The following is a 13,184-nucleotide window of genomic DNA, read 5'->3' on the forward strand; positions in this document are numbered from 1 at the left end:
CCATTATCTTAAACAGATAAAAAATCAGGAGGATTTCAATGGCTAATCAAGAAAATAAAGGAAGCTTATTGGCGCTTTTACCATTACTTATTTTTGTACTTTTATTTATTGGCACTGGATTAATCACAGGCGACTTTTCCAACATGCCAATTAATGTTGCTATCATTATTGCATCAGCTGCGGCACTAGCAATGAATCGAAAAGAAAAACTTACTGCAAAGCTGGAGATATTCACCAAAGGTGCAGGACATCCAAATATCATGTTAATGGTAGTTATTTTTATTTTGGCTGGGGCATTTGCCCAGACCGCTTCAGAAATGGGTGCCGTTGAATCAACAGTTAATATGGGGCTGTCGTTCATTCCAAGTAATTATTTGATGGTCGGCCTGTTTATTGTCGGTTGTTTTATCTCTCTTTCCATGGGGACTTCTATGGGAACTGTTGCTGCACTTACCCCTATCGGCATAGGTATTGCTGAGCAAACCGGCATTCCACTGGCACTAGCAATGGGGACAGTAATCAGTGGAGCAATGTTCGGAGACAATTTATCTATGATTTCAGATACAACCATCGCTGCCGTACGGACACAGCATACAAAAATGAGTGATAAATTTAAGACAAACTTTTTTATTATTTTACCGGGAGCAATAGTTACATCTATTATTCTTTGGTTTATCACTCGTGGGAGCTCCGTTGAATTAACTGGTGAATATCCTTATGAATTTATTCAAGTTTTGCCTTATATTGCTGTATTAGTTTGTGCGCTTATCGGAATCAATGTACTCATTGTTCTATTCGGAGGAACTATTCTAGCCGGTATTATTGGATTGCTCAATGGTTCTTTTACCGGAACGGGACTTATCCAAGCCGTTTCTCAAGGGGTCTTAAACATGCAGGATATTGCGCTAGTTGCTATTTTCATTGGCGGAATGATTGGCATCATCCAATATAATGGTGGTATTCAGTGGCTGCTCAATACTGTAACCAGCAGAATAAGAACGAAAAAAGGAGCGGAATTTGGTATTGCCGGGTTAGTAAGTGCCGCCGACATCGCAACAGCAAACAATACCATTTCGATTATTATGACTGGACCACTAGCAAAAAATATTGCCGATGAATATAACGTTGACCCGCGAAAGTCTGCCAGTCTGCTGGATATCTTTTCAAGCTGCTGGCAAGGGCTCGTTCCTTATGGAGGGCAAATGCTGGCGGCTGCCGGTCTTGCAGCTATTTCACCAGTAAGCATCATACCTTATTCTATTTACCCAATGACATTAGGAATTTGTGGTATCATTGCTATATTAATAGGCTTTCCCAAATTTAAAAAAGCTGGAAACTAAAAAAATAAAGAATAACATGTTAAACTAAAGAAAAAAGAAGGAGCGTATCAATTATGGTAAAAGCAATGAATGTAGAAAGTTTTAATCTGGATCACACAAAAGTGGCAGCACCCTATATCCGTTTGGCTGGAACAACAAAAGGTGCAAATGGAGATGTTATCTATAAGTATGACCTGCGTTTAAAACAGCCGAATAAAGGACATATGGATATGCCTGCACTTCATTCACTGGAGCATCTAATGGCTGAATTAATTAGAAACCATCATGATACGGTAGTAGATTTTAGTCCAATGGGCTGCCAAACTGGATTCTATTTAACTATTTTAAACGATGACAACTATGATGGACTTCTGGAAACAGTAGAAAAAACATTAGAAGATGTATTAAATGCTGAAGAAGTTCCCGCATGTAATGAAGTTCAATGCGGCTGGGCTGCAAGCCACAGCTTAGAAGGTGCCAAAGAATTAGCAAAAGAATTACTGGAACATAAAGCAGAATGGCATAAGGTATTTGCAGAATAAATTGAAGTAAATTGTTAAAAGGAAATCCGGGCATGCCCGGGTTTCTTTTTTTTAAAGAGTAAGAAAGTATAAAAAATGCTGGAGATAGCCGCTCCAGAAATACACTACGCTTCCCGTAGCGGACATCTCCTTGGCAAGAACACCAGTGTTTTAAAGAACAAGTGATTTTCTTGGTTTTTCTTATGTAAATGGATTTATCATTTCCCCTTCACTTCAAATCTATAAATAAAAATTTCAGCTACTTTGAATTACACCATTATTATCGTCTTTACCTATCCCTAAAGTAAAAGAAAAAACTCAACTATCTTTTTATATAAGATAGTTGACAATTACCTTTTAATCAACTATAGTATATTACAAGATAGTCAAGGAGGTACGGCATGTCAGTATCTGATCAGATGATGAAGGGATTATTAGATGGAGCAATTTTAGGACTAATTTCTCAAGGTGAAACTTATGGATATGAAATTTTAGAGAAATTAAAAGAACGGGATTTCCCGGAAATCAGTGACGGAAGTATTTATCCTGTACTTCTGCGCTTAAGTAAAAAAGGATATGTCCAAACCGAACTGAAAAAATCCGATACAGGCGGGCCAAAACGAAAATACTACACAATCACAGATAAAGGCTTGGAAGAATTAGCCGTATTTCGGAATAAATGGTCCTATCTGAATAAAGGGATGAATAACTTGATGAGGAGTGTGGAGGATGCTAAGTAAAGAAGCAGAAAAATTTTTGCGGAATTTACGTTTAGAGCTAATAAGCCGCGGTAAAAGAGAAAAAGATATTCAAGAAATTGAAGCAGAACTGCGAGATCATTTAATAGAAGCGGAAGCAAATGGGCAAAGTGTAGAAAGTATTACCGGAAATTCTGTGAAGGCGTATATCCGGTCTATTTCCGAAGAACTTCCGCGAAACAAAGGTTTTATTAAATATAGTATTTTATTACTTGTCTATTTGCTGGGGGTATTTATCATTCCTGACCTAATCAGCGGAGACTTTGAATTAAATACAAGTGTTATCCTGTATAACCTTGCAGTGCTGATTATCGGAACAGCGGCTACTATCATTTCCTTAAAAAAAATCGTTCAAAAATATGGAGACAGTAAAAAAACCTACATCGGACTGTTTTTATTTTATGCTCCTTACATGGCTGCTCTGGTCGGCGGACAATTTATTATCCGAAATCATCCAGGGATTGTGCTTGCAGAGAGCAATTTTATTGTAAACCTTATTATCGGAGCTATTCTCTTAAGTATTTTCATTATTGTCACGCTTATCTTGAAGCAATGGTTTTTGGCAATATTTATATTCTTAATGTGTCTGCCTAGTGTGCCTGAGATTATTGGTAAAATCTCTACTGGTGGCAGCATTCTAGAAGGTGAATCCTATTTAATCATTTCCGGTATTATACTTATTGCCGTTAATATTACTGTAATGGGAATTCTAATGTATACATCTAAAAAAGAGGATAAAAAAATCTCTCATTAAACAATAGTTAAATGTGGAATTGCAAGCTTCAGCCTTCAATTACCTGATAAAATCATTGATACAGATATACGCGCAACAAATCTTTCCCATCAAGATAAGCAATATCCCTTAACTGGGGGCAATTGTGGAAGAAAGCTTTGCAGAAGAGCATCATATTAAAGTGGGAGACGAGCTGCCAATAACTGATCTTTATAATTACTCAGGCTATGATCCACTTATTGTCAGTGCAATTTCTAATGAATCATCCTTATTTCCATTTAACAGTATTGTTGTCGATTGGTCCGAAGAAATAGCCGATGTTTTGAATGTAAGTGAAATTTTTGTTGGTACCGACGATGTGGACGTTTTGCAGCCCATTATCAGTAAAATACCTGCATTACATTTCACTACAAAAACAGCAGAACTAAAAGAAGATGACCAGATGTTTCAGCAGCGATATGTCCTGGTTATCGGAACATTGATTATTTTAATCGCAAGTGCATCATTCGGCATCTTGCAAACACTGATGAACGACATATTAACGCAGCAAACCAGCTACCGGATTACACGTCTATTAGGCTTAACGCAGAATGGTATGATGTCCGTTATTGTTTGGCAGGCATTCATCTTTGTTTGTTATGGGGTAGTATTCGGGTTAACTTTTGGTATTTTCTTTACGAAGCTGCTTTGGTTTGTCATTGATCCAGGATCCAGTACATTCATCGATAGTACTGCCGTTTTGTATACTGTAGGTGTACTGCTTGTACTGACACTTATATGTTTTATACTGCAAGGGTACAAAATGAGCAGACACCCTCTTGAAAACACAGAAGACAGTTGATTCATTATTAGAGAATTTATATCAAAGGTATGCAGCTCGTTCAAATGGATTGAAACCGGACAAATTAATATATAGTGAGAGCGAACTGCTCTACCTTCCTGAGATAGTATTAATACTGTCCGGTTTCAATAATTTATAAATTAAAAAATGACTTCATCCAACCTCTTTCCTCACATATTTTGAACTGCTATCTCATGGTAATGGCATATTCTTTTTCATCTGCTCTGCGACTTGACGGGAATCAGAATCCCCTTCCTCCTGCAAATGATTCATAACACTTTTATAATCAGCTTCTTTTCGATTTTGACTTAATTTGTAGGCCGCCTGTATTTCTGTGACTCTAACTTCAAATCCAATAATTGCTTTCAACTGGGCCTCTAACAGCTTGGGTGTAAACTTCTCTACTGAAAAAGAAGGATATCTATGCTTTTCATACTTATCTGAAAGAATTTTTAGCGACTCCCTGAGTTCATCCTTTTCCAGTATTCGTGGAGCTCCATACATATGGACAGCCTGATAATTCCAGGTTGGAACATTTTCATGCGAATACCAGGTCGGGGAAATATACGCATGCGGTCCTTGAAATATCACCAGTGCATTCTCTACGTTCTCCAATGTTTTCCATTGCGGGTTTGCGTAGGCTACATGGCCTGTAATGATATAATCATCCTCTTTTCTGGTTATTGTTACCGGCAGATGTGTTGCAACAGGTGTATTATTTTCTGTCGTAACCAGTGTTGCAAAAGAATGCCGATTGACAAATTCCCAAATTTCTTTCGGATCCGTGACTTTAAAACGCTTCGGTATATACATAGACACTCTCCTTTATGGATATCTACAGTGTTTTCGTCATAATATAATCTGTCTGCTCATCATCCCCCATAAAAAAGGAATGCGATCCGGTCTGTACAAAACCATTTTTCCTGTAAAAGGCCAGCGCCTGCTCATTATATTCCCAAACACCCAGCCATACTTTCTGCTTCTTTTTATCCTCTGCTATTTCGATTGCTTTGTTCATCAAATATTTTCCCAAACCCTTCCGCTGAAAGCCGTCTCGAATATAAATTCGTTCTATTTCAAGCGCATCCGCGTCCATTTCCTCTGACTGGGCATCATCTGTATTCACCTTCATATATCCAGCCAGCTGGTTATTATAGTAAATGAAAAAGAAAAATGAATTTTCCTGCGTTATTTCCTTTCGGAGCTTATCCAATGTATAGGCACTTTCCAAATAAGCTTGCATATTCTCCGGTGTATTCTGCTCTTGAAATGTTTCCATGAATGTTTCTATACTGATTTCTTGCAGCATTTGCAAATCGTTTTGATTGCAAGCTTCTATCTTTATCACCATGTTTTTGTCTTCCCTTCGTTCCATTTAATACTGCCGCTTATTTCCTTTCTTCACAAACTCCCAGTCCACCTCAATATTTTTCCGGACCTTTTCAAGTAAATATACAAGCTTTTCTGCTTCTTTTTCTGTCAGCCCTTTTAAGGCTACCTGATTGGAGTAATCATTTTCCTTTTTAATCATTGGGTAGATGTACTCTCCTTTTTCCGTTGGCAGCAGCCTCTTTATCTTTCTGTTATCTGCATCAGCTGTCTTTTGAATAAAATTGTTTTCCTCCAGCTTTTTGATAGCTCGTGCAGCTGTGGTTCTGTCTACTTTTATCATTTCAGCAAGCTTTTCTTGAATAATACCCGGGTTTTCACAGATACGGACCAAATATAGATATTGGCCTTTTGTAAGATCATATTCTTTAAATTCGATATTGCTGATAGAGTCAAGTGCTCTCGCAATCATCCCTATTTCGCGCAGGATTTCTGCCATTCTTTCACCCCCGGCTTTTTTATTATATATAAATTTTAATTTATTTTTGTTGTAAGTACAACAAAAATAAACAACAGATTTTTTATTGTCTGGAAAGTTCCAAAAATCCAAAAGCCCTTCATCACACAGCAATTTCTAAATTTTTTTCGCAAAATCAGTATTCATATTGACGACAAAAAAAAACAGAACCGGCTTAAAATATCCGTTTCTGTTTCTTTATTTCTACTGTTGATTGGTAAAACGTGCTAAATGTATCATAAAATAAAGTTTTTCTTCATCAGTGACCTCATACCCAGCTACATTCTTACTATATTCAGCAATCGCTTGCGTAGCTTTATACTCTTCTGGATATTTTTCTATAAATTGCTCATATAAGAAAAGATCTTTATTATCTAGCTGTTTATTCTCTAATATACGCTGGATGAAGTATTCAAGATGTGTGACAAATCGGTTGTAGCGCATAGAATGAATGTCCAGCTGGATATTTAACTTATATTGAATTAAGTTCAGCATATCCTTTACCATCTTCATCCGTAACATCGTCTTTTCAAAATTTTGATCTTTAGTTTTAGCATTTACAAGGTGAAAAGCGATATTTCCCGCTTCTTCCTCCGGCAAATGGACAGCCAATCTGCTGTTAATCTCTTTAACCACCGTAAGTGCTGCTTCAAACTCTTCAGGATAATGATTACGAACCTCATTTAAAAGTTTGTTCTGGAAGACCAGTCCTTTTTCTGCGCGTTCAATGGCAAATGCAATATGGTCAAATAATATAAGAAAATAACGATCATCCAGTTCACCTTTCCAATGATCTTTCAGATGACCTAAAGCATCATTAATTGCTTCAAAATGCTGTTTCGGAGCACTCTCTAATATACGCACATATTCTTGCCTTGCATGTTGATCATTAGGGACAAAAACCTTTTCAATGGTTTCCTCATCAATAAGGTCACCTTTTTTGTATTTAAAGCCCAGTCCTCTCCCCATCACAATAACAATATGGTCTTCTTCATTCTTAGAAAACACAAGGTTGTTATTCAATACTTTGTCCACCTTCATCAGATCACCAACTATACTTGTGAAGTTTAATTATTCTTATCTAATCCGTCCTTGCCGTTGGACTCAATCACCTTTTGATACCAATAAAAGCTGTCTTTCTTGATGCGTTTCAAATCCTTCACATCGAATTCTCCTCTATTTACATAAATAAAACCATATCGTTTAGCATAGCCTTGATGCGTACTGACTACATCCAATGCTGCCCATGGGAAATATCCAAACACTTCTACACCGTCTGTTAACGCCCATTGAATTTGTTTCAGATGTGCCTGGATAAAATCAATCCGATAATCATCGCGCACTGAACCATCATCATTGAGTACATCCGGCGCACCAATGCCATTTTCGGTAATCATTATCGGTAAATTATATCTTTCATATACTTTACGCAGGGTAAGCCGTAACCCCACAGGATCGATTACCCATCCATATTTAGTTTTATCTACATAAGGGTTTTCCTCTGCCCGGTATACACCTGGTTCTCCAAGCATAATTTGCTGATCTCCAGCTCTCGGGCTTACGTCACTGGCGTCCCCCGTACTTTCAGAAATAGTGGCAGTGGAATAATAATTTATTGCAATAAAATCAGGATGTCCCTTGCCAATAGCTTCTAAATCTCCTTCAAGAATCTCTGGCTGCCAACCTCTATTTTCCAAATAACTCCACAACAAATTATTGTATTTTCCATGCACTGCCAGGTCAAGGAAGCTCCAGCCGCGAATTGTTTCCCAATTGTGCGCTGCAATAGCATCCTCCGGTTTACTTGTAGCCTGGTACATCGAGGTCATATTCAGTGCTGGACCAATCTGTGAATGTGGACACATCTCATGGCATAATTCCATTACTTTTCCTTGAGCCACCAGCATATGATGGTTTTGTTGATATAAAGAAGTTTTCGTTGGAAGTTTTCCGCCTTTTGGTACCCCAACTGCACCTGGATGCAGAATCAATGTGTTCTGTTCATTAATGGTAAGCCAATAATTAACTTTTTTTCCAAATCGATTAAATAATATCCTTGCATACTCTACAAAAGCATCAATAACCTCACGATTTCCCCAGCCGCCTTTTTCTTCCAATGCATATGGCAAATCGAAATGATAAAGAGTAACAATTGGTTCTATCCCATACTTTATCAGTTCGTCTATTAATTCCTCATAATGCTGTAAGCCTTTTTCATTTATTTCTCCTGTTCCTTCAGGAAAAATACGAGTCCATGCAATGGAAAAGCGGTATCCCTTCAGCCCTAATTCATGAAAAAGCCGAATATCCTCTTTAAATCGATGGTAATGATCACTCGCAACAGTAAATCCAGCAGTATCTTCCGGATGATCCATCATATCGATGACAGATTTTCCTTTCCCATCTTCCTCAGAAGCTCCTTCTACCTGATAGGCTGAAGTAGAAGCCCCCCAAAGGAAATCCTTTGGGAAAGGCTTTAATTCATTATATAACATATTAAATCCTCCTTACTTCTTATCTAAAAGCTTTTGGCCATAATCAATTTGTTCCACTGAAACAACTGTCATGTCCTGAAATTCATCAGGATTCGTAATAATAATAGGTGTAACTATATCATAACCTTTATCTTTAATTGCCTCACGGTCAAAGTTAACTAACAAATCTCCAGTCTCAATACGATCACCTTGTTGTACATGTACAGTAAAGAATTCTCCATTAAGATTAACGGTATCAATGCCAATATGGATTAGTAATTCCAAGCCGTCATCACGCTTTAATCCTATTGCGTGTTTAGAAGGAAGCAGTGTAACAACCTCACCTGAAAATGGAGCCCTTACCTCATTCTGATCAGGAACAATCGCTGTACCTTTTCCAAGCAATCCACTTGAAAACACATCATCATTAACCTCTTCCAAAGGTACTACGATCCCGGAAAGTGGGCTGGCGATAGAAGTTTGTGTTGTAGCAATTACTTTATTTATTTCCTTTTGATTTTCTTTCGTTTCACTTACTTCTGTCGTAATTGTTTCATCAACTGGATCCTCAAATCCAAGAATCCAAGTAACTGCAAAAGCAACGACAAAAGCAATAACAATCGTCATTAAAGCATGAACGATATTCATTGGATTTTCACCGATAAATGCTGGGATCCCTGCTAGCCCGGGTGAAACAAATGCGTAGCGTACAAGCCCGGAAAGACCTGCATATATCCCTGCACATCCCCCACCAATCATGGCAGCAATTAATGGTTTTTTCAATTTTAGAGTAACCCCATACAGAGAAGGTTCTGTAATACCTACTAGAGCGGTAAAACCAGCTGAGCCTGCCATCTGTTTAAGTTCTCTGTTTTTTGATTTAACAGCAACCGCTAATGTAGCCGCCCCCTGTGCAATATTAGATGCAAGCATACCAGGTCCATTCATCGTTTCGTAGCCATTATTGGATAGCTGTGTTGTAGCAATTGGTGTCATAGCCCAGGCAGTTCCAGTAATAAGCAGGAACGGCTGTAATGTTCCCATTAACATTGGAATTAGCCAGCTGGCATGACTGTTAATAGTATCAGCTCCAAATGCTACTAAATCATTTAAATAGGTTCCAATTGGGCCAATGACTACAAGCGCTAGCGGCGCTGTAATCAACATAATTAACATCGGCTTCAAAAAGAATTTGATAATGGAAGGTGATACCCATTCTGCAAAGCGTTCCACATAAGACATAATCCATACAGTGATAATAATAGGTAATACAGATCCTGCATAATCTGTTAATTGAACTGGTACACCAATAAAGTGAAGTGTATCACCAGCCTCCAGTACGCCTGCCCAATTCGGGTGAAGCAAGACTCCAGCAATCGTCATTGAAAGAATTGGTGACGTTCCAAACTTAATAGAAGCACCGTAGGCCAGTAATACAGGCATAAAGAAGAAAGCCGCATCTGCAACCGTATTCAATATGAAGAAAGTTTGGCTTTCCTCTGTCAACAGCCCAACTAATACCAATATTGCTAAAACTGCTTTAATCATACCCGCACCAATAATAGCTGGAATAAAAGGGGTGAAGGTAGTCGAAATAACACTAATCAAACGGGAAATAACACTTTTCTTTTCTTTATTATTGTTGGAATTATTTTTTTGATCTCCCTCTGGGCCAATTTCTTCGTGAATGGCACGATAAACTTGCTGCACTTCATTGCCCACAATAATTTGAAATTGTCCTCCTTTATTTACTACAGAAATAACACCCGGCAGCTTTTCGATTTGCTCTTTTTCCACTTTAGAATAATCATGAAATTCAAATCGAAGCCTTGTTGCACAATGTGTAAGCATAGCTACATTATCTTTACCGCCAACACGGGCCAATACTTCCTTACCTAATTGTTTGTAGTTCATCTTCCTTTGCTCCTTTATAAGATGCCTGTATTACTTATAAAAGGCAAAAAAAATACCAAAACAACTTACACCTATCCCTAAAAGAGATAAAGTATAAATTATTCTGGTTTTGCCTGCATTATCAGTAACACGCCATCATAATCCGTGTAATATTTAGTTATATAACTGAAAATTAGCATATCACATAGGAAATTATAATGCAATAGTTTAAATTTCTTTATTAACAATATAACTATTTTCTTACGGTTTTATTCTCTGTGTTCGGTTAAAACTCCTAAAAAACCTCCTAATATGCTCTAATAATACATTAAATCTCCCTAAGATAAAATAACGCTTACATTTTTATGTTACAATAAAACAGATGTGGAAAATTAGAACTTTTCTGACATACATTGTTGATAAAGGGGAATAGACATGTTCAGGTTAATGAAGACCGTTTTTCTAGTTGAACGGAAGAACCTGAAATTCAAATCTATTATTTTCATTTTAATTCTTTTCATCATCGGTTCCTTCGTTTACTTGGAAAACAGTCAATTTAGAGAGCTTGAACCAGGTACTGCTGCAGAAGTTGTTGCATTAAATTCCGCTTTAGACCAGTTTAGAAATGTAGATGCAACCGATTCTGATGTAGCATCTCCGCTCTATCGGAATCTGATTAGTCAATCGAGTAATCTGGCTAACAGAACGCTGGGATTAGTGATGGAAGATGAAGACACATACATACAAGGTGCCATTGACCTCACAGAAGTACGGAATGAGGCTTATGCTCTGGACGGTTTTGAGGAGGTTGCCCAATTTATCCCTGCCTATCGGCAAAACCAGCTGGATGCTGCACTTTTCACAGAAATTCAGACTCAGGAAGAAAGGCTGCTTGTTGATAATTCTAACTTCCCGACTTATATTATCCTGTTTCTATTTGCGCTAGGATATGGCTGGTACTTATTAGTTGGCATATTCTCATCTGATATCCTGTTGGATGAAACAAATCACAAATCTCTTGTAAATGGTTATCCTCTCTCTACTGCTTCTAAACTATTTGCAAAGCTATTAAGCTATTTTCTATTTATTTTTTTCTGTTTAGTTTTGACCTTCACCATTGCTATCACTTCAGCTGCTATAATTTACAATATGGATTTAAGTTATCCTGTAGCCTTATTTAACGGGAATTATCCAGCAATACCTGTCTGGCAATATATAGGTATCGCCTTCCTTTATTTATTATGCTTGTCACTTGTGGCAATCGCCATTTCTATTTTATTAAATTACTGCTTTAAAAACCTGTATATCATTATCTTTGTGCACTTTTTTGTCTTTTTTATCGTGTATCTGCTGCCAGATTTGGGAAAATGGATGAGTTTTTTACCTTTTAATTATCTTAATTTCCAAACTGTCGCTGATGGAAGCGTTGCAGAAATAACAGGTAATGCAGCAATCACATTATCCAATGGATTTCTTACTTTGCTCCTCAGCCTTCTCGTTATATTTCTCTTCATCTATTGGCAGTTTCACCGGAGCCAAACGAAGGAGAGCCGATTGAAGGATGATAAAGGAGGGAGGATGTCATGACTGGATATGTCCATTGGGAGTTGAAAGTTTTTTTCAGCAACCGGAAAAATATCATATTATTTATTTTATTATTATTGGCTAGTCTTTACTATGCACTTTATCTGGCACCGAATTATCAGCCGATTGAATCTATTAATAAAAACGAAATCGAAGCAAGATATGAAGACCGGCAAGAATTCCTTGATAATGTTGTAATCCGGGAAGGATCCCACCCATTAACGGTATTCGCCTATCAGATTTTTCCAGAATGGAATGAATATGATGGAGCACGCTTAGATGCTTTAGCAACAGGAGACTTACACACCTATGCTGAAGCAACACAACATTGGTATTCGTATTCTGATGAGATTATTTATCCATCTGGTCAGGACTCTTTCTTACGTTATACTACAGGTTATTATACGTATGGAAATCGATTTTCCCATTCAGATGGACATTATGCCTATCTGTCTTCTGCTGAGAGATACAGAGAGTATGCAAATGCATCCTATGATGTGAGTATACAGATTTTTGAAGAACGTACAGCACTTCAAACGCTTCAGAGACTCCTAGCGTCCAGTCTCCCTTATATTATTCTGATCGTATGTCTGTTTTTAAGTAACGATATTGTGATGAAGGACAGGCATCATCTGAGTATTGTAAATGGATTTCCGCTCACGCCCTTTAAACGGCTGATGCTAAAAGGAGTGGTGGCCTTATTAGGCAGTCTCACATCACTTGTCGTTTTAATTCCTTCATTTCTGATTATCGGTTTCCGGGAAGGATTTGGAACACTGTCTCTCCCGGTGGTGAGATATCACTTTGAATTTTTAAACCTGGGAACATACGAAAGCATATCCATGGGTTTATTTTTAGTACAAAGCTTTGTCATGATGTTACTGTGGTTTACGATTATTATCAGTCTTGTATTATTGATGAGTATTGTCTTGAAAAATGAGTTTATTAACCTGACCATCGGTATCATTTTCTTTATTGAAGCAACTTATTATCAAAGAGGAGCAATTATTGATGCCTGGTTAAGCTATCTGCCGACCTCCTATATACAAATAGGGAATATCGTCAGCGGCTACAGACAGTATATCCTGGCAATAGATTCTGTAACCATAATAAAAGGACAGCTCGTGCTTCTTGCTGCAGCTCTGCTTATCATTTTACTTATCTGGTTTATAAGCAGAATTAAAAGATTAGCAATTTGATGAAAAGCTAGGAGGT

Annotated in this window: 13 protein-coding genes; 7 read left to right on the forward strand and 6 right to left on the reverse strand. The window is 37.6% G+C overall.

The genetic code is table 11. From position 1 onward, the window contains the following. Window positions 1-38: 38 nt before the first annotated feature. The 5 genes from OSO01_RS16025 (at window position 39) to OSO01_RS16045 (ending at window position 4,172) form a co-directional block, all read left to right on the forward strand. Window positions 39-1,340 carry a Na+/H+ antiporter NhaC family protein gene (locus tag OSO01_RS16025; RefSeq protein ID WP_147211480.1) on the forward strand — a complete coding sequence of 434 codons (1,302 nt, stop codon included), beginning with the start codon at window positions 39-41 and terminating at the stop codon, window positions 1,338-1,340. Window positions 1,341-1,393: 53 nt separating this feature from the next. Beyond that, the gene (locus OSO01_RS16030; protein WP_147211481.1) at window positions 1,394-1,861 is read left to right on the forward strand and encodes an S-ribosylhomocysteine lyase; all 468 of its coding nucleotides are present in this window, start codon (window positions 1,394-1,396) and stop codon (window positions 1,859-1,861) included. 380 nt (window positions 1,862-2,241) lie between these two features. Then, window positions 2,242-2,580, forward strand: a complete 339-nt coding sequence (locus OSO01_RS16035; protein WP_042530912.1) for a PadR family transcriptional regulator — start codon at window positions 2,242-2,244, stop codon at window positions 2,578-2,580. Next, window positions 2,570-3,352, forward strand: a complete 783-nt coding sequence (locus OSO01_RS16040) for a hypothetical protein (protein ID WP_147211482.1) — start codon at window positions 2,570-2,572, stop codon at window positions 3,350-3,352. The genes OSO01_RS16035 and OSO01_RS16040 overlap by 11 nt, the downstream gene beginning before the upstream one ends. Before the next feature lie 124 nt (window positions 3,353-3,476). After that, a complete protein-coding gene (locus OSO01_RS16045) occupies window positions 3,477-4,172 on the forward strand; it encodes an ABC transporter permease (RefSeq protein WP_147211483.1) in 696 nt (231 codons plus the stop codon). Between the two features lie 192 nt (window positions 4,173-4,364). On the opposite strand, the gene OSO01_RS16050 is transcribed toward OSO01_RS16045, so the two are convergent. The 6 genes from OSO01_RS16050 to OSO01_RS16075 all read right to left on the reverse strand — a co-directional run bounded on the left by OSO01_RS16050 (window position 4,365) and on the right by OSO01_RS16075 (window position 10,406). Then, window positions 4,365-4,985 carry an FMN-binding negative transcriptional regulator gene (locus OSO01_RS16050; protein ID WP_147211484.1) on the reverse strand — a complete coding sequence of 207 codons (621 nt, stop codon included), beginning with the start codon at window positions 4,983-4,985 and terminating at the stop codon, window positions 4,365-4,367. Window positions 4,986-5,007: 22 nt separating this feature from the next. Next, the gene (gene paiA, locus OSO01_RS16055) at window positions 5,008-5,523 is read right to left on the reverse strand and encodes a spermidine/spermine N(1)-acetyltransferase (protein WP_147211485.1); all 516 of its coding nucleotides are present in this window, start codon (window positions 5,521-5,523) and stop codon (window positions 5,008-5,010) included. Between the two features lie 24 nt (window positions 5,524-5,547). Then, window positions 5,548-6,000, reverse strand: a complete 453-nt coding sequence (locus OSO01_RS16060; RefSeq protein ID WP_147211486.1) for a MarR family winged helix-turn-helix transcriptional regulator — start codon at window positions 5,998-6,000, stop codon at window positions 5,548-5,550. 222 nt (window positions 6,001-6,222) lie between these two features. Beyond that, the gene (locus OSO01_RS16065) at window positions 6,223-7,059 is read right to left on the reverse strand and encodes a BglG family transcription antiterminator (RefSeq protein ID WP_147211487.1); all 837 of its coding nucleotides are present in this window, start codon (window positions 7,057-7,059) and stop codon (window positions 6,223-6,225) included. 26 nt (window positions 7,060-7,085) lie between these two features. Then, on the reverse strand, window positions 7,086-8,513 hold the full coding sequence (locus OSO01_RS16070) for a glycoside hydrolase family 1 protein (protein WP_147211488.1): 1,428 nt from the start codon (window positions 8,511-8,513) through the stop codon (window positions 7,086-7,088). 12 nt (window positions 8,514-8,525) lie between these two features. Beyond that, window positions 8,526-10,406 carry a beta-glucoside-specific PTS transporter subunit IIABC gene (locus OSO01_RS16075; protein ID WP_147211489.1) on the reverse strand — a complete coding sequence of 627 codons (1,881 nt, stop codon included), beginning with the start codon at window positions 10,404-10,406 and terminating at the stop codon, window positions 8,526-8,528. Between the two features lie 414 nt (window positions 10,407-10,820). On the opposite strand from OSO01_RS16075, the gene OSO01_RS16080 reads away from it, so the two are divergent. Then, entirely contained in the window at window positions 10,821-11,972 is a 1,152-nt protein-coding gene (locus tag OSO01_RS16080; protein ID WP_147211490.1) for a hypothetical protein, read from the forward strand. After that, window positions 11,969-13,168 (forward strand): ABC transporter permease, encoded by a 1,200-nt coding sequence (locus tag OSO01_RS16085; RefSeq protein ID WP_147211491.1) that lies wholly within the window; start codon window positions 11,969-11,971, stop codon window positions 13,166-13,168. Before OSO01_RS16080 ends, OSO01_RS16085 begins: the two co-directional genes overlap by 4 nt. Window positions 13,169-13,184: the final 16 nt, after the last annotated feature.

The sequence above is a fragment of the Oceanobacillus sojae genome (genome assembly GCF_007991515.1).
In the GTDB taxonomy this organism is placed as follows: domain Bacteria; phylum Bacillota; class Bacilli; order Bacillales; family Amphibacillaceae; genus Oceanobacillus; species Oceanobacillus sojae.

What these genes read in the sequence shown, in the direction of transcription:
- OSO01_RS16025 (WP_147211480.1), top strand. Translation starts at nt 39, where the DNA reads ATGGCTAATCAAGAAAATAAAGGAAGCTTATTGGCGCTTTTACCATTA.
- OSO01_RS16030 (WP_147211481.1), top strand. Translation starts at nt 1,394, where the DNA reads ATGGTAAAAGCAATGAATGTAGAAAGTTTTAATCTGGATCACACAAAA.
- OSO01_RS16035 (WP_042530912.1), top strand. Translation starts at nt 2,242, where the DNA reads ATGTCAGTATCTGATCAGATGATGAAGGGATTATTAGATGGAGCAATT.
- OSO01_RS16040 (WP_147211482.1), top strand. Translation starts at nt 2,570, where the DNA reads ATGCTAAGTAAAGAAGCAGAAAAATTTTTGCGGAATTTACGTTTAGAG.
- OSO01_RS16050 (WP_147211484.1), bottom strand. Translation starts at nt 4,985, where the DNA reads ATGTATATACCGAAGCGTTTTAAAGTCACGGATCCGAAAGAAATTTGG.
- paiA (WP_147211485.1), bottom strand. Translation starts at nt 5,523, where the DNA reads ATGGTGATAAAGATAGAAGCTTGCAATCAAAACGATTTGCAAATGCTG.
- OSO01_RS16060 (WP_147211486.1), bottom strand. Translation starts at nt 6,000, where the DNA reads ATGGCAGAAATCCTGCGCGAAATAGGGATGATTGCGAGAGCACTTGAC.
- OSO01_RS16065 (WP_147211487.1), bottom strand. Translation starts at nt 7,059, where the DNA reads ATGAAGGTGGACAAAGTATTGAATAACAACCTTGTGTTTTCTAAGAAT.
- OSO01_RS16070 (WP_147211488.1), bottom strand. Translation starts at nt 8,513, where the DNA reads ATGTTATATAATGAATTAAAGCCTTTCCCAAAGGATTTCCTTTGGGGG.
- OSO01_RS16075 (WP_147211489.1), bottom strand. Translation starts at nt 10,406, where the DNA reads ATGAACTACAAACAATTAGGTAAGGAAGTATTGGCCCGTGTTGGCGGT.
- OSO01_RS16080 (WP_147211490.1), top strand. Translation starts at nt 10,821, where the DNA reads ATGTTCAGGTTAATGAAGACCGTTTTTCTAGTTGAACGGAAGAACCTG.
- OSO01_RS16085 (WP_147211491.1), top strand. Translation starts at nt 11,969, where the DNA reads ATGACTGGATATGTCCATTGGGAGTTGAAAGTTTTTTTCAGCAACCGG.